General features: G+C 43.0%; 22 protein-coding genes. 15 read left to right on the top strand and 7 right to left on the bottom strand.

What is annotated here, in order from left to right; genetic code table 11:
* The first annotated feature begins 82 nt into the window (after positions 1–82).
* On the top strand, positions 83–832 hold the full coding sequence (locus B1A85_RS21020) for a surface-adhesin E family protein (RefSeq protein ID WP_339376884.1): 750 nt from the start codon (positions 83–85) through the stop codon (positions 830–832).
* A 60-nt stretch (positions 833–892) separates the two neighbouring features.
* On the opposite strand, the gene glp is transcribed toward B1A85_RS21020, so the two are convergent.
* Positions 893–2,182 (bottom strand): gephyrin-like molybdotransferase Glp, encoded by a 1,290-nt coding sequence (gene glp, locus B1A85_RS21015; protein WP_104548675.1) that lies wholly within the window; start codon positions 2,180–2,182, stop codon positions 893–895.
* Positions 2,183–2,483: 301 nt separating this feature from the next.
* Between glp and B1A85_RS21010 the strand changes: the two genes are divergently transcribed.
* The 8 genes from B1A85_RS21010 (at position 2,484) to B1A85_RS20975 (ending at position 8,558) form a co-directional block, all read left to right on the top strand.
* Positions 2,484–3,023 (top strand): RDD family protein, encoded by a 540-nt coding sequence (locus B1A85_RS21010; RefSeq protein ID WP_104548674.1) that lies wholly within the window; start codon positions 2,484–2,486, stop codon positions 3,021–3,023.
* Between the two features lie 42 nt (positions 3,024–3,065).
* Positions 3,066–3,260, top strand: coding sequence for a 50S ribosomal protein L33 (gene rpmG / locus B1A85_RS21005; RefSeq protein ID WP_104548673.1), 195 nt, complete (start codon positions 3,066–3,068; stop codon positions 3,258–3,260).
* Positions 3,261–3,262: 2 nt separating this feature from the next.
* Positions 3,263–3,478 carry a 30S ribosomal protein S18 gene (gene rpsR, locus B1A85_RS21000; RefSeq protein WP_015189143.1) on the top strand — a complete coding sequence of 72 codons (216 nt, stop codon included), beginning with the start codon at positions 3,263–3,265 and terminating at the stop codon, positions 3,476–3,478.
* Between the two features lie 135 nt (positions 3,479–3,613).
* On the top strand, positions 3,614–5,671 hold the full coding sequence (locus tag B1A85_RS20995) for a ribonuclease catalytic domain-containing protein (protein ID WP_104548672.1): 2,058 nt from the start codon (positions 3,614–3,616) through the stop codon (positions 5,669–5,671).
* 330 nt (positions 5,672–6,001) lie between these two features.
* The gene (locus B1A85_RS20990; protein ID WP_104548671.1) at positions 6,002–6,580 is read left to right on the top strand and encodes a hypothetical protein; all 579 of its coding nucleotides are present in this window, start codon (positions 6,002–6,004) and stop codon (positions 6,578–6,580) included.
* Between the two features lie 225 nt (positions 6,581–6,805).
* Positions 6,806–7,480, top strand: a complete 675-nt coding sequence (locus B1A85_RS20985; protein ID WP_104548670.1) for a hypothetical protein — start codon at positions 6,806–6,808, stop codon at positions 7,478–7,480.
* A complete protein-coding gene (locus B1A85_RS20980) occupies positions 7,477–7,794 on the top strand; it encodes a hypothetical protein (RefSeq protein WP_104548669.1) in 318 nt (105 codons plus the stop codon). The genes B1A85_RS20985 and B1A85_RS20980 overlap by 4 nt, the downstream gene beginning before the upstream one ends.
* A gap of 200 nt (positions 7,795–7,994) precedes the next feature.
* Positions 7,995–8,558 carry a hypothetical protein gene (locus tag B1A85_RS20975; protein ID WP_104548668.1) on the top strand — a complete coding sequence of 188 codons (564 nt, stop codon included), beginning with the start codon at positions 7,995–7,997 and terminating at the stop codon, positions 8,556–8,558.
* Positions 8,559–8,882: 324 nt separating this feature from the next.
* Here the strand turns inward: B1A85_RS20975 and B1A85_RS20970 are convergent, their stop codons facing one another.
* Together B1A85_RS20970 and B1A85_RS20965 are read right to left on the bottom strand one after the other, a co-directional pair.
* Positions 8,883–10,094, bottom strand: coding sequence for a DUF790 family protein (locus B1A85_RS20970; RefSeq protein ID WP_104548667.1), 1,212 nt, complete (start codon positions 10,092–10,094; stop codon positions 8,883–8,885).
* 56 nt (positions 10,095–10,150) lie between these two features.
* Positions 10,151–11,623 carry a DEAD/DEAH box helicase gene (locus tag B1A85_RS20965; RefSeq protein ID WP_104548666.1) on the bottom strand — a complete coding sequence of 491 codons (1,473 nt, stop codon included), beginning with the start codon at positions 11,621–11,623 and terminating at the stop codon, positions 10,151–10,153.
* A 261-nt stretch (positions 11,624–11,884) separates the two neighbouring features.
* On the opposite strand from B1A85_RS20965, the gene B1A85_RS20960 reads away from it, so the two are divergent.
* Together B1A85_RS20960 and B1A85_RS20955 are read left to right on the top strand one after the other, a co-directional pair.
* Positions 11,885–12,691 carry an ATP-binding cassette domain-containing protein gene (locus B1A85_RS20960; protein WP_104548665.1) on the top strand — a complete coding sequence of 269 codons (807 nt, stop codon included), beginning with the start codon at positions 11,885–11,887 and terminating at the stop codon, positions 12,689–12,691.
* On the top strand, positions 12,682–13,344 hold the full coding sequence (locus B1A85_RS20955) for an ABC transporter permease (protein WP_104548664.1): 663 nt from the start codon (positions 12,682–12,684) through the stop codon (positions 13,342–13,344). Before B1A85_RS20960 ends, B1A85_RS20955 begins: the two co-directional genes overlap by 10 nt.
* Positions 13,345–13,372: 28 nt before the next feature.
* Here the strand turns inward: B1A85_RS20955 and B1A85_RS20950 are convergent, their stop codons facing one another.
* Complete coding sequence (locus B1A85_RS20950) at positions 13,373–14,053, bottom strand: Uma2 family endonuclease (RefSeq protein ID WP_104548663.1); 681 nt, start codon at positions 14,051–14,053, stop codon at positions 13,373–13,375.
* A gap of 81 nt (positions 14,054–14,134) precedes the next feature.
* Between B1A85_RS20950 and B1A85_RS20945 the strand changes: the two genes are divergently transcribed.
* From B1A85_RS20945 to ggt, 3 genes are all read left to right on the top strand, one after another.
* The gene (locus tag B1A85_RS20945; protein ID WP_104548700.1) at positions 14,135–15,052 is read left to right on the top strand and encodes a glycine betaine ABC transporter substrate-binding protein; all 918 of its coding nucleotides are present in this window, start codon (positions 14,135–14,137) and stop codon (positions 15,050–15,052) included.
* Positions 15,053–15,238: 186 nt separating this feature from the next.
* On the top strand, positions 15,239–16,075 hold the full coding sequence (locus tag B1A85_RS20940; RefSeq protein ID WP_104548662.1) for an aminotransferase class IV: 837 nt from the start codon (positions 15,239–15,241) through the stop codon (positions 16,073–16,075).
* A 56-nt stretch (positions 16,076–16,131) separates the two neighbouring features.
* Positions 16,132–17,859, top strand: a complete 1,728-nt coding sequence (gene ggt, locus B1A85_RS20935; RefSeq protein ID WP_104548661.1) for a gamma-glutamyltransferase — start codon at positions 16,132–16,134, stop codon at positions 17,857–17,859.
* 85 nt (positions 17,860–17,944) lie between these two features.
* Here the strand turns inward: ggt and B1A85_RS20930 are convergent, their stop codons facing one another.
* The 3 genes from B1A85_RS20930 to B1A85_RS24080 all read right to left on the bottom strand — a co-directional run bounded on the left by B1A85_RS20930 (position 17,945) and on the right by B1A85_RS24080 (position 19,555).
* Positions 17,945–18,202 carry a hypothetical protein gene (locus B1A85_RS20930; RefSeq protein ID WP_015189157.1) on the bottom strand — a complete coding sequence of 86 codons (258 nt, stop codon included), beginning with the start codon at positions 18,200–18,202 and terminating at the stop codon, positions 17,945–17,947.
* Between the two features lie 338 nt (positions 18,203–18,540).
* Entirely contained in the window at positions 18,541–19,134 is a 594-nt protein-coding gene (locus B1A85_RS20925; protein WP_104548660.1) for a DUF1802 family protein, read from the bottom strand.
* Positions 19,135–19,402: 268 nt separating this feature from the next.
* Positions 19,403–19,555, bottom strand: a complete 153-nt coding sequence (locus B1A85_RS24080) for a hypothetical protein (RefSeq protein WP_168192451.1) — start codon at positions 19,553–19,555, stop codon at positions 19,403–19,405.
* Positions 19,556–19,938: 383 nt separating this feature from the next.
* On the opposite strand from B1A85_RS24080, the gene B1A85_RS20920 reads away from it, so the two are divergent.
* Entirely contained in the window at positions 19,939–21,315 is a 1,377-nt protein-coding gene (locus B1A85_RS20920) for a nicotinate phosphoribosyltransferase (protein ID WP_104548659.1), read from the top strand.
* The last annotated feature ends 21 nt before the right edge of the window (positions 21,316–21,336 follow it).

The raw sequence follows: 21,336 nt of genomic DNA, 5'->3' as shown, positions 1-21,336 counted from the left end.
TGTAGTTTTAAATAATTCAAGCGCAACAATTTACAGAAATAGTTTCTTAAGTTTCTATCTTTGAAAAGAGAGAAGCAAATTTATGTTGAAAAAGTTTATAGTAGCTACGGCTTCTCTGGTAGCAATATTTTACACAAATTCTGCTTCAGCAAGGCAATGGATAGTGCTAAATTCTGAACCTTATCTTGCCGTGGATGTTGATAGCATTAAAGGAACAGGAGATACTAGAACTTTTTGGAGCAAGTTAATTTATACTCAAGTTTCCAACTCTAGCTCGTCTATTTCATTCAGCCGACCAAGAACTCAATCTGTAATGTCATTAACTTATGTTGATTGTGCAAGCAACAAAATAGGTGTATTAAGACAGGTTGAATACGATTCAAAAGGTAATGTATTAAGTGATGATGACTTCAGTCATCTCAAAGTACCACGTAGTTTACGTTCGCCTGTACCTGACAGTCTTGGTGAAGCAGAATTACTTTATGTTTGCAGTTTAAGAACGGCTAATGGTGGAAGACAAACTGTAAGTAGTTCTCGCACCAGTAATAGAGCAGCTGTCACTAGTAGAAACGTCTCATTTCCTCGTAAAAGCTGTGGAGATCCATTCCAGAGCCAAGGAACATATTGGCCAGTATTTATAGATGGAGGTAATCTCCGTCAAATTCGAACTCATCTATGTAATGATGCATTTTCGATTGTGAGAGAACGGGGTATTAAATCAGTTCAAGTAGCATCTTTTACGTCTTATGAACGCGCGTTGTCTTTCGCGCAACAAGTAGGCGGAACAGTAGGTGCAGCAACACGCTACGTGAATGGGCGGGTTGTCAATTAGTTGATTATACCTTTTGCTAAAAGCGAGCAGTTGCATTGGATACAACTGCTTGACATAATCTTAATCTTGCTTACTGTGCTTTAGCGGAATTATAGGCGTGCCGACTTGTAACACGCGGACTGTTTCGCCTTTGGCGATCGCCGATTGACCGACGGGAATAACGGCGAGACCGTTGGTTTGTGCTAAGTTAATTAAGTTGCCTGAACTGTGGCTGCCTTCAGCTAAATGAAACTCGTAGGCACAATCGATGAGGTGGAGTTGTCCCCAAAGATAAGTTTCGCGCTGACCGTCAGATTTTAAATCGTGCTGCGATCGCGCTTGCACAAACATCGGTCCCCAACTGTGGGCAAGTCCGGAAAGCTTGCGTAAAGCAGGCTGGACAAACCGCCAAAAGCTGACTAAAGCAGAAACCGGATTACCAGGCAAACCAAAATACAATACGGGTTTATGTTTAGTCGCTGCCGATGCAGAAAATGTCGCGAATGTCAAGGGTTTCCCTGGCTTAACAGCAACAGCACGAATATGAATCGTCGCGCCTAACTCGGCAAGAATTTGTTCGACGAAGTCGTAGTCACCAACCGAAACACCACCAGAGGATAAGACAACATCAGCAGTAGCGATCGCCTGTGAAATTGCGCGGCGCAAAACATGAGGTTTGTCAGGAAAAATGCCCAAGTGCAATGGTTCTGCACCAGTTTGCGCGACGAGCGCGGCTAAAGCATACTGATTAGAATCAACGATTTGACCGAGTTGTAAAGGCTGATCGGGGGTAATTAATTCGTCACCCGTCGAAAGAATTGCGACGCGCGGGCGGCGATAAACTTTGATTTGGGTACACTGTGCTGCTGCTAATACTGCAAGTTCTGGGGGTTGGAGCGCAATTCCTGGCAACAACAGGGGCGTTCCTGCTTGATAATACGATGCTCCTTGACGGACAAAAGCTTTTTCTTCGGGTGGTGCTGCCAAAATCATGACGCGATTGCCTTCCTGGCGCGCGTGTTCTTGCATGACGACGGTATCTGCGCCCGATGGCATCACCCCACCTGTAAAAATGCGTGCGGCTTGTCCTGGCTTGATCTCGCGTTTTGGTGCTTGTCCTGCACGGATTTCTTCGACAATTTCTAAAGCAACGGGTTGCTCTGCATGACTATTTTTGACGTCTTCGTAACGCACCGCATAACCATCCATTGCCGAATTATCCCAATGCGGAAAATCCAACTGACTCACAACTGGTGCTGCCAGGATGCGGTCAATTGCTGTTAAAAGTGTTACAACCTCACCATGCCGCTTTCCATCTAGGGGTTGCACCAAATCTAAAATCATTGCCTCTGCTTGGCTTGCTGGCAGCATACAAGTTAACTCTGAATTCTGTATTCTTAGCTTAGTAACAGCACTTGGCTGTTAGCAATTAGCGGTTAGCGATAATCCTCAAATTAAGGATGTCAATATCATATGCAAGCTTAGGCATCGTTATTCACGTACTAATTGCTTTTTTGGTAAGTAAATATTTGCTGTAGGTTCAGCATTGCTTTACTTATCATAGTTATATAATTAAATGCTCTTGGTTTAAAGTAAAATTGAACAATTCAATGGCTACAATGCGACGGCTATCAGCATAGGATATGAAAGTAGCCAGTCACAATTTTTTGCTATGAAGACTTCGCCAGACTATACCCGCTTTCCTCGGGTGCAAATGGGAAGACGCGCTGTAGCTTTTGCAATCGATTTTTTAGGCGTTTGGCTACTAAGCTCTTTATTGGGCGGACGCGATCGCTTTTCTTGGGCGCAGGCTATTGTGTTTTTATTAGCATGGTACGGTACGCGGGTTTTTGTTGTGGCTCGAAATCACGGACAAAGTCTTGGGCGCTGGGCGTTGGACATGAAGGTACTCGATGTAGAGTTGGGTAAAGTTCCAAGTTTACAAGCCTTAGTGCTCCGCGAAAGTATTGTGGGATTGGGTGCGATGCTTGCCGCGATCGCCTTTAATAATTTCTTCACGAGTGCCGGTAATATATTACTACTGCTACCGTTAGCAATCGACTGCGGTATGGCGTTTGTCGATAACACGCGATCGCTCGCCGGACATGACCGAGTTGCCCGTACAATTGTTGCTAGTTCGCTGCGCGGCTATTCACTCGACATCAAAATGAAACGTTTTCTTGCCCAAGCTTGGCAGCGTATTCTAAAATAATAGATTGTGTTTAATTTTGTTTAAACTTGAGTAAGTGTCAATATGGCTAAGAATAAGGGTGTCCGGATTACTGTGACACTAGAATGCACAGAATGTCGCACTAACCCAGACAAGCGATCGCCTGGAGTTTCGCGCTATACCACAATGAAAAACCGTCGCAACACAACTGCAAGATTAGAACTGAAGAAGTTTTGCCCAAACTGCAACCGCCACACCGTTCACAAGGAAATTAAGTAAAAATGAGTTACTTTCGTCGTCGTTTGTCACCGATTAAACCGCAAGATCCCATTGACTACAAAGATATCGAATTGCTGCGCAAGTTTATTACCGAACGCGGTAAAATTTTGCCACGCCGCATTACAGGATTAACTGCTAAGCAACAACGCGATCTCACAGTAGCAATCAAGCGGGCGCGTATCTTAGCAATGCTGCCTTTTATTAATCAAGAGGGATAAATAGGAGCATCAGCTGAAGGCAAAGCGCAGCGTTGGGGCGAGGAGCGAGAACTTCAGTTGTCTTTTAGTAACTTGCCCTAAACCCCGCTTGTAAAACTTGATTGAACATAAACTTAACTGCTGAGTGCGCTGGTAGTGGAAAAGGGAACGCTAGTCGAATTTAGGGTACAAGGCGATCGCCGACTTGGAGTTGTCGATCGTCCTGATGGCAAATCACGCTGGATTGCTGTAGACGAACGCGGCTCAACGCATAGTCTAGCGCCGCGACAAATTACCTATCAAGTTTCCGGTCAAACCTTCCAACCAGGAGAAATTCCCCAGTTTTTGGCAGAAGTACAGACATACCTCGATCCTGCAAGCTTAGAAGTCGCCTGGGAATTGCTTGTAGAAAGCGGTGAAACCGTCAATCCTGCACAAATGGCGACACTGTTATTCGCTGAACAAAATCCGCCACAGTGTTATGCTGCCCACTGCTTGCTTTCAGATGATAAGCTCTACTTTAAGCAAAAGGGCGACAGCTACGAACCACGAAGCGCAGCGCAAGTCGCTGAACGAAAACACCAAATCGAAGTCGAAGTCAACCGCCAACGCGAACAACAAGAATTTCTCGCACGCGTTGCGCAAGCGATCAAAGGTGAAACAGTGGAATGGAGTCGCCAAGATCGCCAACGCATCGAGATGTTAGAAAAGTATGCGACACTACTAGCAGAAGGCGTGCGTTCCGGGGTAACTCCAGACTCGCTAGCGCGTACTTATGCCCCACCAGCTTCTGTGGTAGAAACCATGAATACTTTGGGACGTGCCGCTACGCCGCAAGCAGCTTTTCAGCTACTCGTAGATTTGGGGATCTGGAGTGTTCACGAAAATTTATTTCTAAGGCGCAGCCAAATTGCGGTTCAGTTCCCTACCAAGGTGTTAGAAGTGGCTCAACAGCGTATGGATTCTCCACCACCTGATGTCGATCAGCGCCTCGATTTAACTCATCATAAAGTTTACACAATTGACGACCAAAGTACGAGCGAAATTGATGACGGCATCAGTTGGGAATTGCTACCCGATCGACGTCAAAAGGTGTGGATTCATATTGCCGATCCGACGCGCTGGTTATTGCCAGAAGATGAACTTGATTTAGACGCACGGCGGCGGGGGACAACAGTGTATTTGCCAACGGGAATGATCCCGATGTTTCCCTCAATATTAGCAACAGGACCAATGAGTTTGTTGCAGGGAAAAGTTTGCTGTGCTTTAAGTTTTGGTGTTGTTTTAGATGAATCAGGCGCTGTACAAGAGTACAGTATTCATCCAAGTTTGATTAAACCGACGTATCGTCTAACGTACGAAGATGTAGACGAAATGTTGGAATTGGGGGTAGAAGCAGAACCGGAAATTGCCGCGATCGCGCGCTTAGCCCAACGTCGTCAACAGTGGCGGCAATCGCAAGGCGCAATTAGCATTAACTTACCCGAAGCTATTATCAAAGTTCAAGACGACGAGATTACGATCAAGGTCTTAAATGATTCTCCAGCGCGCCAGTTGGTCGCCGAGATGATGATCTTAGCAGGCGAAGTTGCAGGACATTACGCGCAAGTTCATAAAATTGCGTTGCCATTTCGCGGTCAACCACAACCCGAATTACCTTCAGATGAAGAGTTAATGCAATTACCCGCAGGCTTCGCGCGCGCTTGTGCAATGCGCCGCTGTATGCCTAAAAGCGAGATGAGTATTACACCCACGCGTCACGCCGGCTTAGGATTAGCAACTTATACGCAAGCGACTTCGCCAATTCGTCGCTACACAGATCTCCTCACGCATTTTCAACTAAAAGCCCACTTACGCGGTGAAACGCCTCCTTTTTCTAGCGAACAAATTCAAGAACTCATGTTAAGTGTATCGACCGCAACCCAAGAAGCGACATTGGTCGAACGACAAACTAACCGCTATTGGGGATTAGAATATCTACGTCGTCATCCTAATCAAGTTTGGCAAGCATTGGTACTGATGTGGCTGCGCGAAGATAGCCGTTTGGCACTGATTTTGATTGAAGACTTGGGATTGCAGTTACCAATGGTTTTCAAACGTGGCGTTAAAATAGGCGAACAGGTATCAGTAAAAGTCAGCTACGTCGATCCGCGTCAAGACGTGTTGCAGTTTCAGGAAGTCACTTATTCGGAAGCGCAACAGGCGGCTAATTAGTGCAGTATTGTAAATGCGATCGCACGCAAAATATACTTCCGTAAGATTACTGTTACCACAACACAGTTAGATCTCTACTTCGCATAAAATTCATAATAGTACTTTTGCTATGCTTTAAAACTTGATAAAGTTCGTTTAAAAATAGCAATTATACTTTATTCTTCTTTTAAATTTTAATTAGTAATTACACTGTGGTAGTTCAAAGTTCTAGTTCCTAAGATGAAACTATCGAACGGAATTGATTCTACTTCAAAAATTATAATATTTTTCAATAAGCTAATTAATTCCCATCGGCAAGAATAAAGTAGATTCTATTAAAGGAATTGAAAAATGCAATATCAACTGATTCAGGATACTTTAACCTACCTAATTAATGGTGTCGCTATTTCTGGAGTACTCGCAGCTGGTACAACTATTGTTTATCAATACTGGACACAAGGACGACTACAATTAGTAGATGGTGAACTTCCTCAAGAAGGATCGTCACAACCAGATTCAATCAAGTCACAAGTAAGTGAACAAAAACCTGTTTCAATTGAAGAACAGCTTAAAATTGAGCTTAATCAACTTCAGCAACAACTATCTTTTACTCAAGAACAATTACAACAAACTCAACAACAACTAGCACAATCTCATCAACATAAACTTCAAATCCAGTCTTATTTTGATGCTAAATTACAGCAAGCTCAGCAACAAGAACAGCAAGCTCAAATTGAGCTAAGTCAACTTCGGCAACAATTATCTTCTACTGAAGAAGAGTTACAAAAAACTCAGCAAGAGTTGAACAGTACAAAAGAAGGAGTACAAGGATTTGTTAATAAGATGTTTTATTTAGATCGAAGTGCTAAGACGAAGTTGAAAGCACTCTTTTCAAATAAGGAAGTTTCCCAACAACCAACTTTCAATTAAATAGTTTATAGTTGTCTCAATATGGATATTAGAGATACGGAAGTTTCCATTTTATTAAGTATGACAGAACATACAACCTCGCGCTACATAATGTTTCTGTTATTTTAAAGTTCTCGAAATCCATATTGAGTCATCATAAATAATCTCATAGACTTACCTATCTAAACAATAGTCTGAATTTGAAAGAAACCACCTTTTATGTCAAAACTTTATTGATGAAAATACATGGGGCGACAAGAGACACTACAGAGATCTTGTAGACGTACAGGTGAGATATGTAGAAATGTAACTCGCAAAGAAATTGTCGCAATTGCTATAAACAATGGTTGGGAAGTTGTACCAGCAGGCAAAGAACAACTAAAAGCCTGTAAAAAAGGACATTCCAGCGTTCCCATTCCAGGACATAGAGATAGCGCAATTATTCCTAACGGTACAGCACATAAAGTCATTAAATCACTACAGCAGCCTTCGGTTAATGATGTGGAATACATAAACACAAATAATAAGCTTCAAAAAGTCTCAAATTTTTATAAAGCTAAAGTCAATCAACTTGAGGTTCAGCTAGCAGAAGCAAATTCAACTAATAAAAAATTAAAAGATGATGTTGAAGCAGCCATTGATTTAGCAGCAGAAACTGAAACGAGGAACGCAGAATTAAGTAAGGAAATTTACAGACAAAAGTGTTGGATTGAAGGATTAAAACAAGAAATTGCTAACCTGATTCAGCAAAAAGCACAACAAGATAAAGAAATGCTCATGATTGCTGAGGAAGTGGAGCAACAGGAGTTGCTGATTAAGGTTGGTGGTGAAAAGTTAACTCGGTTTTCGCGGCGGCTAAGACCAAAATTACGGCTAGAACTACAGCAAATAATTCAATGGCTGACGGAGGAAAATTCATGAGTCTTGCACAACGGATACGAAATAACGTAGCGCGTTCTCGTCGAACAACTTCTGAAATTTTAGGAGCTACATCAGAACTCGTTCAGGCTCATGAGCGCATATTAGAGCAACTGGATACCTTTAATCAACCTACACTATCAGCCAAACGAAAAACTTGGACGATCGCTGTCATGAAGCGCGAACTTGGTGGATTCAAGGCGGCTAAAAATCACTTTGCAAAAATCTACGGCATTAAAGCAAAAAGTTGGACTGCATTAGTTGAGAAAGTTAATACTATTGAATCTGCGTTGGTTCATTTAGGGTATTGGCAGTAATATCGTATCGAGTTGATTGAATATAAATTCCTGTACGTTACAAAAAAGACCAATCAACTAGTTTTAAACTTTAAAGGAAAATTTATACAATAACTTTTACGCATATTAGCCAACAGAAACTAATCAATGTTGCGCTTACAATAGTTTGTACCGTCGGTATTGCTCACACTGCGATCGCTAAACCCAAAGATATCGGTTTAATGTCTGCTTTTACTGCATTATTAATAGTGATTAAAAAAACACAACAGGCAGAAAAAAGTGGTGTTGAAGCTTTACAAGACTCTCAATGTGCGATTAACAAACTCCAAATTCAAAACAATTTGATAAGCGATCGCGTGGAAGAAGTAATGCAGCTTGTCAATCAACGCTGCGATCGCGTTGACCAGAAATTGCAAGAACATATCGACGCTCTAAATCATCAAGTCATTGAACAACCTAAGTTATCTAAATCTAAAACTAAGCAAGTGACTTTTACTGAAGAAGAATTAGAAAATAGCCTAGTTACTTTGGTAGCAGATTTGTGTGCCCAAAAAAAAACGGCAAGCGTTTCAGTCTGTGTTGTAGGTAGTCACTTTTGCCGTATTTATGGTAAAAGTTTGTCCTCAGTTTTGAAAGAACTTAAATTAGAAAAGTACCCTGTTAAATTCTTGAAAAAAAGACCTAATAAATTTCATGTAACTTACCAAGATGGAGCTTCTTTTATAAGTCTTGTTCGCTCGGTTAATGACTCAAAAGAACATAATATGCTAGTCAAGGTGGCTTAGTCGTATTTCATTTATGTGATGTTTCAGAGCGCTGCGAGAAAGGTTTATATCTTTTAATTCTGCTTGTTAGATTGCTTTTATATATGAAACAGTGATTGCGGCTTCTTTCTGATTTATAATTAGCAAATTAGTATAAATTACCATACCGCCAAGAAATTAATTTCTTGGCTGATAGCTTAAGTCGGATAAATCCGACTAGCTTGGTAAGATTTTTTTATTCCATTTTAACGGAATATTGATTATTGAGGCAATGAGAGAAAGTGCAAAATCTGAAGTCAAGAAATTCAAAAATAGTGCCTTCAAATTGCATCAGTATTGAATGAATTATTCTAGTAAAGATAATACAGATTTGGGTTGTAATTTATCTTTAAACCACACAATTCTTGCAGGGCAATCGTTTAGTTTTACTCCAGCTTTTTCTAAATTTAAGCGTTCAGAGATTGCTAAGATTAAATTATCGCAATTCGCTCTACGCACTTGAGAGAACTTCTTTTGTAAATATTCAGGTCGCCAATAACCGACAATTTCTAATAAGAATATTCTGCCATCGGGATGTACCAAGCGAAAGTCGGGAATCATGACGCTACCAGGAATTGGAATTAAATCAACTTCGCGTTCTAGAACCCAATTTGTGTTTAATGCTTCCCAGCGATTTACAAAGGAAGCTTCGAGCATACTATCGTATGTTTTACCTGGTGGATAGTGCGATACTAAACCGCATTCAGAATCGAGACTAAAACGACCTGTTTTCCAGTTATTTGTATAAAAGTCACGAAATTGTAGTGTGGCGCTGAGACTCCATTTAGTAACGTGTAAGAGTGCGGGAATGAGTTTAGCGATCGCTAGTCCATAGCGCGTACTCGGACTAAATAAACTCGCAGGTCCATCAATTGTAATTGTAAATCCGTGTTCCGCGTCGCCTTCAATATAAGCCATTAACTGAAATAACTTCAAGTAACGAAATAACAACTTATATTGACCAGGAACATTGCGATGTGCATTAATAGTTAAATGACTCGCCTTATAAAAAATTCCCTGCACTTGAGACAAGTTATATCGATGTAATAATTCCTCTGGCGTAGGCGCATCAAAAGAAGTTAGAATTCGATTTTCAGCTAAATCAGCATACAATCCTACACGAATTTCCTCAGCAATAACTTCCCGTTTTAACTCTTGCGTGAGTTGTAATGCCAACTTATTAAGAGTTTGTTGACTATTAAAAGTACTAGGAACTGTTTGCGCCGCAACCTTAAAGACTCGTTCGCGCAAAACTTGAGGTTCTAAGGGGCTAACAACTTCAAATTCACACAAACCTTTCAATAAATGCGCTAATCCACGCTTAATGCGATAATCAGGACTATCACCCTCAAAATATTGCAATTTTTCATTTAATTCGCCTTGAGAGTTACCAATTGATTCTTGGAAACAAGCAATCAACTCTGCTGCTAATTCTAAATTCCGATCGTCAATCGCTAATTGCTTCGGAACAATTGATTCGCCATTCAATCGATGCGTGAGTAAATCAGTCGGTAACATTTTAAAGTAGGTAACTGGTAATCGGTAATTGGTGGTATAAACAACATTTATCCACCCTACTCATCATTATCAACATCAACTTTATATAAACCAGAAGATTCCGCCGCCAACAAACCTCCCTTTTCTTCTCCTCTGCGCCCTCTGTGTCTCTGTGGTTCGTTCTCCAAACCCCTTCTTCTCACCGAAGTTCCCTCCTCTGAAGTATCCTCCGCCACCACCTCATATAACACAGCCAACTTCTCTCCCTCTGTACCGCGCCGCAAGACACGCCCTAAGCGTTGGATATACTCGCGCGCCGAACCCGTACCCGAAAGAATAATCGCCACACTCGCTGCGGGAACATCCACCCCTTCATTTAAAACGTGCGAAGCCACTAAAGCGCGATATTCGCCTGCGCGAAACCGCGTGAGAATGTCATGACGTTCCTTAATCGGAGTTTGATGCGTAATCGCTGGAATCAAAAACTCTTGCGAAATGCGATACACCGTTGCGTTATCTGCGGTAAAAATTAACGTGCGTTCGGGATAATGTTGTGCAAGTAAATTACTCAAGACGCGTAACTTACCATCCGTACCCAAGGCGATCGCCTTCGCTTCGCGGTGCGCTAACATGGCTTGACGTCCCGCTGTGGAACGCGCGCTGGCTTGCACAAACAATTGCCAACCTTTTAAGTTCCCTAACTTGATATTTGCTTGCTGTAAAAAGGCATTGCGTAACCGAATTAATTCGTTGTAGCGATCGCGTTCGTGTTGCGATAGTTGCACCTTGATTTGTACTACCTCGTGTTTGGCTAAAGCCTTTCCCGCCAGTTCAGCCGCAGTTTGGCGATAAACTTCGTTTCCAATCAAGTAGTTTAAATCCGAATGCTTTCCATCGCTGCGTTCGGGCGTTGCAGTTAATCCTAATCGATAGGGTGCGATCGCATATTCGGCGATCGCGCGATTAAAATCGGTAGGTAAATGATGACATTCATCAAAAATTAACAATGCGTAGCGGTTTCCCAAAGCTTCCGCATGAATTGCTGCACTATCGTACGTTGCGACTAATAAAGGCGATTTATCTCGCGAACCGCCACCGAGTAACCCCACTTCTGCATCGGGAAATGCTGCTAAGAGTTGCGCGTACCACTGATGCATTAAATCGAGAGTAGGAACGACAATCAGCGTACTACGCGGAGTAGAAGCGATCGCTAGTTGTGCTAAATACGTTTTTCCCGCTGCGGTAGGTAAAACGACAACTCCTTGACGCCCTGCGTGTTTCCATGCGGTTAAAGCTTCGGTTTGATGCGGATACGGTTCCATCGCCAAACTGGAAACAAGTTCCAACGAAACAAACGCTTTCGCTTCATCAATAAAGTTAACGTTCTCGTTTTGTAAGGCTTCCACCAGCGAACGATAGTCAATCGCTTTGATGCGGAATTTTTCTACTCTGTCATCCCAAGTCGCGTAATCTACCCAAGCTTTACCTTTGGGTGGAGGATGCAAAATTAAAGTACCGCGATCGAAAGACAATGTAGGAATACGTACCATTAATAATTCGTAATTCGTAGTTCGTAATTTGCAGTGGGCTTCAGCCTACGGATTCGTAATTGAAGAAGACACAAGCCGTAGGTTTGAATTTGCAGGTAGGTTTTGGAGTACTTATTCGCTCATCCTTGCATATTTAAGTTTACTGCGCTGCTGGTTTTTGGCTCAAAATCGCAAATAATTCTGTAAAGCGATCGCATTGAGTACACTTTTGGGGGCAAAATCGTTTCATAATGACGTAAACCGAGTCAGTGCAAATTATCCATGTTGCAGGAACAAGAAACGGTTATTGAATTCCGTGATGTCAGTTATAGTCCACAACATCGCGCGATCGTGTCAAATCTCAATTTCTCAATTCGGCGAGGTGAAGCACTGATTTTATTAGGGCGTAGTGGTAGTGGCAAAACAACGACGATGAAGTTGATTAATCGGCTGTTAACGCCGACGCAAGGCGAAGTTCTCTTCGATGGAATTCCCACGAATCAGTGGGATGAAATTAAGCTACGGCGCAAAATTGGTTACGTCATTCAAGAAACGGGCTTGTTTCCGCATTTTACGGTAGAACGCAATGTTGGTTTGATTCCTGCACTAGAAGGCTGGAAACCCAAACAAATCAAAACGCGGGTCTTTGAATTGTTAAACTTAGTCGGTTTAGAACCCGAACAATTTGCCAAACGCTATCCACACGAATTATCTGGCGGACAACGCCAGCGCGTCGGTGTCGCCCGTGCTTTAGCTGCCGATCCTCCAGTACTATTAATGGATGAACCTTTCGGTGCATTAGATCCAATTACTCGCTTGGAAATTCAAAGCGAGTTTCGCCGCTTGCAACAAGAACTGGGGAAAACTGTTGTTTTCGTAACGCACGATATTCAAGAAGCCTTTGTCTTAGCTTCGCGTATTGGTTTAATGGATACGGGGCGGTTAGTCGTCTTGGGTACGCCAGAAGAGTTTTTGGGTTCGCAAGAATCGGAAGCGCTTGCTTTTAAGCAGTGTTTGCGGGGAATTGCCATCCCAGAATCATTTCCAAACTTCTCAGAGGGAGATAGCAATAACGGGAAATGGATTTAAACGAATTTTTCTTGATTAGATACGCCCCAGAAATTTTGCAAGAAACTGGGACACATCTATTAATTGTCGGAATTGCAGTTGGCGTTGCAACTCTAATCGGTATTCCTTTAGGAATTCTGATTACGCGTCAAGTACGCTGGCGACAACCGATTCTTGGCATTGCAAATATCTTGCAGACGATTCCGAGTTTGGCACTGTTCGGCTTTTTAATTTCTGTACCCATCATTGGCGGAATTGGAGCGCAAACTGCAATTATTGCCTTAACGTTATACTCTTTTCTCCCGATTATTCGCAATACTTACACAGGAATTACCAGCGTCGATCCCGCAATTCGCGAAGCTGGACGCGGTATGGGAATGACCGATCGACAATTGCTTTTCCAAGTCGAAATTCCTTTAGCCTTAAGTTTTATTTTAGCCGGAGTGCGCGTTGCTACCGTGATTGCGATCGGGATTGCAACAATCGCCGCTGCGATCGGCGCTGGTGGCTTAGGTGTATTTGTGTTTCGCGGTATCGCGATGGTAAACAATCAACTGATTCTCGCTGGCGCGATTCCCGCCGCTATATTAGCAATTCTAGCCGACTGGGGTATCGGTTTAATCGAGCGACGTCTGTTAAAAAAGCGATCGCAAGCTAAAGCTAAGGGTTTTTAAATCTCTTTCACTCATCACTAGCCACTCTTTACTCTTGTTCAATCTCAATTCCCAATTCGCGCAACTTTTGCTGTAGTAATTTTACTTTTGCTTCCGCCGCATTAGCCCGTCTTCGTTCTTCTGCTTCTGCTTCCTCTGGCGTTGGAACTAATTGACCTTCTGGTGTAAAAAACCGCAACTGTTCGCCGACAATCCCCAAATACAACTGCAATTCATCACTCCACAACCATCCTTGATCGTTCGGGATGAGTGGTTCATAAATACGGTAATTGAGTTTGAAACCCGCAAATTCTAAAGTATAAGGGTCAAACCAGAAGTAATTCGGCGTGCGAAACACATCCTGATACAACTGTTTTTTTAAACCTCGGTCATTTTTAGCAGTAGATTCGGAAAGAATCTCCAAAATGAAGTTAGGATACTTTCCTTCCTCTTCCCACACTGTCCAGCTTTTTCGCTCTTTACGTTCAGTGTTTAAAACAACAAAAAAATCTGGTCCTCTTACATCCTCTGATTTAAGCTGACGAATGCTGTAGTAAATGCTTAAGTTACCTCCTGCAAAAAAATCTTGCCGATTTTGCCACAAGCGTTCTAGCGAAGTGAGGAGTACGATAAGTTGTCTAAGATGGCGATAGGTTTCCAACGGCGGTTCGTTACTTAGTAAATCAGTAGGAGGATAGGTTGGAGAATGCGTTGGACTGCTTTGTACCATATTACTGAGGCTGAATTGCGCGAGCAAGGCGATTTAAGATTACTTCTAGTTTAGTTGATGAGATTTTTGGCGTTGGTAGATATGAAAAAATTTATTCTGCTGTGCTTTGTTACTTTTAGTTTGGTACTCGCGATCGCTAGTTGTAATCCCAGCACAACAACTGGCGGCGGTGGTGATATTGTTGTTGGTTCTAAAGACTTTACTGAACAAAATATTCTCGGTGAACTTTTGGCTCAGCATATCGAAAATACTACTGGATTAAGCGTCGAGCGCCGCCTACATTTGGGTGGAACTTTTGTCTGTCATCAAGCATTACTTGCTGGACAAATTGATACTTATGTTGAATACACGGGTACGGCTTTTACTGGAATTTTGAAACAAAAACCCATCGGCGATCCGCAAGCAGTTTATCAACAAGTGCGATCGTCTTATGCAGAACAATTTGACCTGGAAGTCACTCCCCCTTTAGGCTTTGAAAATACCTTCGCAATTATTGTTCGCGGTGAAGATGCAAGAGCATATAATCTACAAACAATTTCGCAAGCTGCACAATATACTCCCCAATGGCAAGCAGGCTTTGGCTACGAATTTATTCAGCGCGAAGATGGATTTCCTGGACTTGCTCAAACGTACGGTTTACAATTTGCGCGATCGCCCCGCGTTATGGATTTGGGCTTAATGTACCGTGCTTTAATTGATAAGCAAGTCGATATGGTTGCAGGTAACTCTACCGACGGACAAATTGCCCGATTAGATTTAGCAATTCTAGAAGACGATAAACGCTATTTTCCTCCTTACGAAGCTGCACCAATCGTCCGCCAAGCTACGTTGAAGAAATACCCTCAGCTACTACCCGCAATGCAACAACTCGGTAATTTAATTACTGAAGATGAAATGCGCAGTCTTAACTACCAAGTCGAAGGCGAATTACGCGATATTAAAGAAGTTGTGAGCGAATTTTTACAGGCTAAAATTCCACCGAAAAATGCGAAGAAGTAGGGGATAGGCAGTTGATTTTTTCCTTCGCACCTGATACAATTTTCTACATAATGGGAATCTGTGCAAAAATTTTATTTTGGGTTATATCTCCATTATGAAGAAAATCATATAAAAATAATACAACAAATTGCAGCAATTGTATACTACCTTGTCAGAAAATCTTCTTAATATTTGAGCGCATGAAAAATGACATATATCTATTATCTGAATGGGAAATATGTTGCTGCTGATGAAGCTTGTTTACCAATCAACGATTTGGCAATCGTCCGAGGATACGGCGTATTTGATTTTTTGCGGACATACAACGGAGTTCCATTCAAACTCCGCGAACACGTACAAAGACTGCAAAAATCAGCAGAATTAATCGGTTTAAATTTACCGTGGTCAACGCCAGAAATCGAGGCAATCGCGCAAGAGACATTCAACCGCAATCATCTTCCAGACGCAAACATTCGCATCATCGCTACAGGAGGTATTGCCACCGATTTCATCACTCCTGCTGGCGAACCCAGCTTAATTGTAATTGTGACTCCGGTAACTGAATATCCTGAAGCCTATTACAAACAAGGCGTCAAAGTTATTACAGTCCAAACGCAGCGATTCATACCAGGAGCAAAAAGCCTCAATTATATCTCTGCAATCATGGCATTACAACAAGCCAAACAAGAGAATGCAGTTGAAGCACTATACGTAAATCAGCATCGCGTCCTAGAAGGAACAACAACAAACTTATTCGTATTTCAAGACAATAAACTCATTACCCCAAAAGACAACATCCTTTACGGTATTACCAGAGAAGTTGTTTTAGAACTCGCCAAAAACAAGTTTGAGATCGTCGAACAGCCAATTAGCTACAGCGACTTAAATCGTTGTGACGAAGCATTCATCACCGCCACCAACAAAGAGATTATGCCAGTCATACAAATCGACGATCTCCAAATTTCCAACGGCAAACCAGGAGAAAACACCCAATACCTTATGCATCTGTTTCACAACTACACAAAATTGGGTAGTTGGTCATAGGTAATTAATCAGAAAAGTCAGTACAATTACCAATTACCAGTTACCGCTTACCACCAATGCCCGTCACCTCCAAATACAAGCCCTTCACGCTTGTCGCAATTTCCCTATGCTCGATCGCACCTGAAAAAGCAGCGATCGCAGCTTTTGTCCAACCACTGCGCACCAAACAAGCGATGGTTGTTTCCGCACATCCGTTAGCCAGCGAAGCGGGATTAGAAATCTTACGTCAAGGTGGTAATGCCGTCGATGCAGCTGTCGCGACAACCTTTACGATTTCTGTCGTCGAACCCTTTTCTGCGGGAATTGGTGGCGGTGGTTTTCTGTTACTCCACCAGCCAGGGAAAGAAATAAAGGCATTAGATTTTCGCGAACGCGCACCATTAAAAGCAACGCGAAATATGTATTTAGACGCGCAAGGTAAAGTACGTCCAAACGCCAGTATAGACGGTTACTTATCTGTTGCAGTTCCAGGAACCGTAGCCGGAATGTACGAAGTGCATCGCCAATACGGAAAATTACCTTGGGCGACATTAATTGCACCCGCGATTCGCTACGCGCGCGATGGCTTTGTGGTGTCGCAAAGATATACGAATGCTGCCGAAAGTCGTCAACAAGTAATTTTAGCAAATCCCGCTGCGCGACAAATATTTACACGCAACGGCGAAATGTACCAGCCAGGCGAGAAATTAGTACAGCGCGATTTAGCAAAAACATTACAGTCAGTCGCCCAAAATCCGCAAAGCTTTTATACCGGAAATATTGCCCGCGCGATCGCCTCCGATATGGCAAAAAACGGTGGTTTAATTACCCTCACAGACCTCAAAATCTATCAACCGATTTGGCGTACTCCCGTTTGTGGCGATTTCCGCAACTACCGCGTGTGTTCGATGCCGCCGCCGTCTTCGGGAGGCGTACACTTGTTGCAGATGTTGAATATCATCGGCAATACTGATTTAAAATCACTAGGATGGCGCAATCCTGACGCACTGCATCTGATGGTAGAAGCGATGCGAATTGCGTATGCAGATCGATCTGAACATCTCGGCGATCCTGATTTTGTCAAAGTTCCCGTGCAACAACTCATTAGTCGCGACTATGCCTTGCAAAGACGTCAAGAAATTCGCATGGATAGCGTACGACGTTCGAGTGAAGTCAAACCTGTAGACCGCCAAACGCTCTTGCGCTACATTAAAGGCAACGAATCATCAGATACCAGTCATTTAACCGTCATCGATCCGCAGCGTAACGCGGTGAGTCTCACGTTTACGATTAATTACGGCTTCGGTTCTGGCGTCGTAACGCCAGGCACAGGAATTCTCCTCAACGACGAAATGGACGACTTTGCGGCTGCACTAGGGGTTCCCAATGCTTACGGGCTAGTTGGCAAAGAGGCAAATGCGATCGCCCCGCGTAAAACTCCTTTATCAAGTATGACACCCACAATTGTCACCGAAAACAATCGCTTGCGCATGGCAGTCGGCGCACCTGGCGGTAGTACGATCATCACTACAGTCTTGCAAACAATCCTCAACGTTTTAGAATACGGCATGGATGCCGGATCTGCGGTAGCTGCACCTCGAATTCATCACCAATGGCTACCCGACGAATTACGGGTCGAACCTTTTGGCTTAGACTACGCCACGATCGCTGAATTGTGTCGTCGCGGGCATAAAATTGAAGAGCGATCGCCGTGGGGAAATGCAAATGCGATCGTCGTCACTTCTGATAACATGCTAGAAGGTGCTGCCGATCCGCGTGGAGAAGGTTCACCAAAGGGATTTTGATTCAAGAATTGCGAACTATCAGGGTTGAGTATTAAATTCAAAACTCAAAACTCATCACTAGCCACTATTCACCCCCTCCTTACCCCTACTTCAAAATTTCTGCCTCCGTCGCAATTTTCCCAAATTCTGTAGCGCGGGCACTAGGCACCAAAATCCAGCCTTGCTTGATTAGTTTTTGGTAAGTTGCCCAACCTTTAGAACCGCCAGGAATTCGGTAATCGGGTACTGCATACTGCGGAAAATGCGTGTAAGGTTTCCATGGCTCATTTGGTGCAGCTTGTAAATACAAAACTTTCTCGCCATCTGTACCGGATTTCGATAGCCAGCACAATTGTCGAGGCATAGGCACTCCTTGTCTCAAATAACGGCACAAAACGCAATGCACTGATTCGCATTTAGGAAAAGCTTGTCTTTAGGCTGATAACTTTGAAGAATTATGTAGCCTCAAGCTTATAAATGTTTAAGCACACTAATTTACGTTTGTCAAGACTAATGTCTTGCTGTCAAGATACTTTTTCTTTAAGTTTTGTATATCTATCTAGGGTAAGAGTTCCTATCTGGCACCGTAGCTAGGTGCTGGGGATCGCCTTGTAGTCAGGTTTTGTCATGAAGCAACTACCTGGAGGACAGTAGAGGGAGTAGAAGAGAATAAATGGGAATTACGTAATTAGGATTAACTTATCACTCATCACTTACTCCCTGTAAGACATGACCAATCTTATAGCGAACTTCTGCCACGATTTGAGCATACGCAGCGTCGGATAATACGGGTTGGGAGTTTTCTAGAGAAATTGTTTGTGCTAAATCAATCCAAGACTTACAACCACCGTATTCTGCACGATAAGGAATGTGATGCACTTGGGGAAGAGAGTAAGTTCGTAACAGCAAAATATAAAGCGGCTGACGCGATTTCCATTTCAAGCGATCGCTGATAAACTTGTCGTTCCAGATATGAAATGGCAACAACGCTTCTACTACTTGCGGATCGCTCACAGGTAAAATATCCGTAATTTCTGCCCAACTGCCAATACGCACAGTTTCCGGATGCCAACCAGAAGCAACAGGAGTGACAGCATTAGCATATTCCGGTTTCAACAACCCAGGTTGCTGATGCTCGTAAGTAGGATAAAGCAAAACTTGGTCGCAAGCAACGCGAAAGCGCCCGCCTTGTTCGTGAATTCCACCTTTGCGTAGCAGCATAATTGTTTTCGCTTGTTCTAGCGCTGCAACTGCTACCGCCCATTCTTTGAGGGCATGGCAAGTGTTTAATTGCATGGATAGAGTCAGGGGTCAGGATAGCTAAAGATTATTTTAGCCCTGCGAATTTCTTCGGGGTTATCCAAACAAAGTGTGCGCAGGCATACTTAAAGTGATATTTTGTTTATTTAGCGGCGAATTTATTCGCCTAATATTCAGGTAGAAATGTAGAAAATCTAGATCGTCAATTTATCGATTGCCCATTGAAACAAAAGCAGATGGAGAATGACATCTACCACCTGCTTGATTGCTAATAATATAGTATTTGATTAATTTGTCATACTACCTACCAATCAGCATTCCGTTGAGGTTTGAAAGGTTCTCCTGTGAACGGCTGTACTCCTGTTGCTGGATAGGCATCATCACTCGGTCCAAAAATCCGCGTAACAGCTTCAGAAATATATCGAGTCATGCTGTCAATCATGCGATAAATATTCATAGGATATTTCTCCTAATGATGATTATGATGAATTCAATTCTGAATGCATGTAGTTTAATCCCCTTCTGCTTTTATTATGATACGTGCTTAATTCTTCGCGCACATTTGTAATGCTTATTCGTTTATGTTTGCAATACTTTATTAGGAATCAGCACTCAGGGATCAGAGGATGCTAAAGAAGTTTGAGCTCGGTATCTACAAAGCTCAATACAACTAAATATAGTAAATTTGACTACAAATAAACATAAATAAGTATGTAGTTTGTGTAATCTCTCCCTCAATATCTGCCAAAACTCTGATTTGCTGGAAAATAATCGCAGCTTGCTTGGCAATATTTTGGTGAATTATACTATAATTAAACAAACTACCTGAATTGCTGTGTGATGGCACCTTCCCTCGATTGGGTATCAACGCAGGAACTGACACTTACTTCAGAAGATTATAGTCTGCTGACAGACCTTTATCAGCTGACAATGGCGGCTTGCTATACGGGTGAAGGGTTAGAGCAAAAATGGGCGAGTTTTGAACTATTTACGCGCCGCCTACCAGACGATTTTGGTTACTTAATCGCAATGGGATTAGCCCAAGCATTAGAGTATCTCGAAAATTTGCATTTTACGCCAACGCAGATATCAGCTTTAAAAGCAACGAACATTTTTACCCACGCGCCAGAAAGCTTTTGGACGCTGCTAGAATCAGGACACTTTACTGGCGATGTGTGGGCAGTACCTGAAGGAACCGCCATTTTTGCCAATGAACCACTTTTACGAGTCGAAGCCCCTTTGTGGCAAGCGCAGCTAGTAGAAACCTATTTACTTAATACACTCAATTTTCAAACATTAGTCGCCACCCGCGCCGCACGCATCCGCGATATCGCTGGACCGTCCGCAACACTTTTAGAATTTGGGACGCGACGCGCTTTTAGTCCGCAATCTTCACTCTGGGCAGCGCGTGCAGCACTAGCCGCTGGTTTAGATTCTACCTCGAATGTGCTAGCCGCATTGCACCTGGGAAGTCAGCCGAGTGGGACAATGGCGCATTCTTTGGTGATGGCGATCGCCGCGATGGAAGGTACAGAAGACCAAGCGTTTACTGCATTTCACCGTTATTTTCCAGGCGCACCGTTACTAATTGACACCTACGACACCGTAGCAGCAGCACAACGTTTAGCCAAAAAAGTGCAAGCAGGAGAAATGCAACTTGCAGGAGTGCGATTAGATTCGGGAGACTTAGCCACGCTGTCGCAACAAGTGCGATCGCTTTTGCCAGGAGTCAAGATTTTTGCTAGTGGCGATCTCGACGAGTGGGAAATTGCCCGACTCAAAGCAAATAAGGCAGAAATTGATGGCTATGGCTTGGGAACGCGCCTCGTTACAGGGACGCCTGTCAACGGTGTCTACAAGATCGTAGAAATTGAAGGCATTCCAGTGATGAAACAATCGAGTGGGAAAGCAACGTATCCAGGACGCAAACAAGTTTTTCGAAGGTATGCGGGAAATAGAGTTATCAAAGACGCTTTAGGTTTGATGACAGAAACAGACGCGCAACCATTATTACAACTTGTCATGCAGCAAGGCAAACGCCTACAACCGCCAGAGACACTCGCCCAAATTCGCGATCGCACGACTCGTTCAGTTGCGAGTCTACCCGACACCGTCCGGCGACTAGATAACCCGATATCTTTACCTGTAGAAATATCACCCGCCTTGCAGCAGTTAACTGAGAAAACGCGACTAGCTAAAACCACCGTAACCGCATAGCCAATAGTAAATCTAAAATTT

The organism is Chroococcidiopsis sp. TS-821, assembly GCF_002939305.1.
Classification (GTDB): domain Bacteria; phylum Cyanobacteriota; class Cyanobacteriia; order Cyanobacteriales; family Chroococcidiopsidaceae; genus Chroogloeocystis.
Note: the sequence above shows the minus strand (reverse complement) of the source record. Positions and strands in the feature narration are given on the sequence as shown.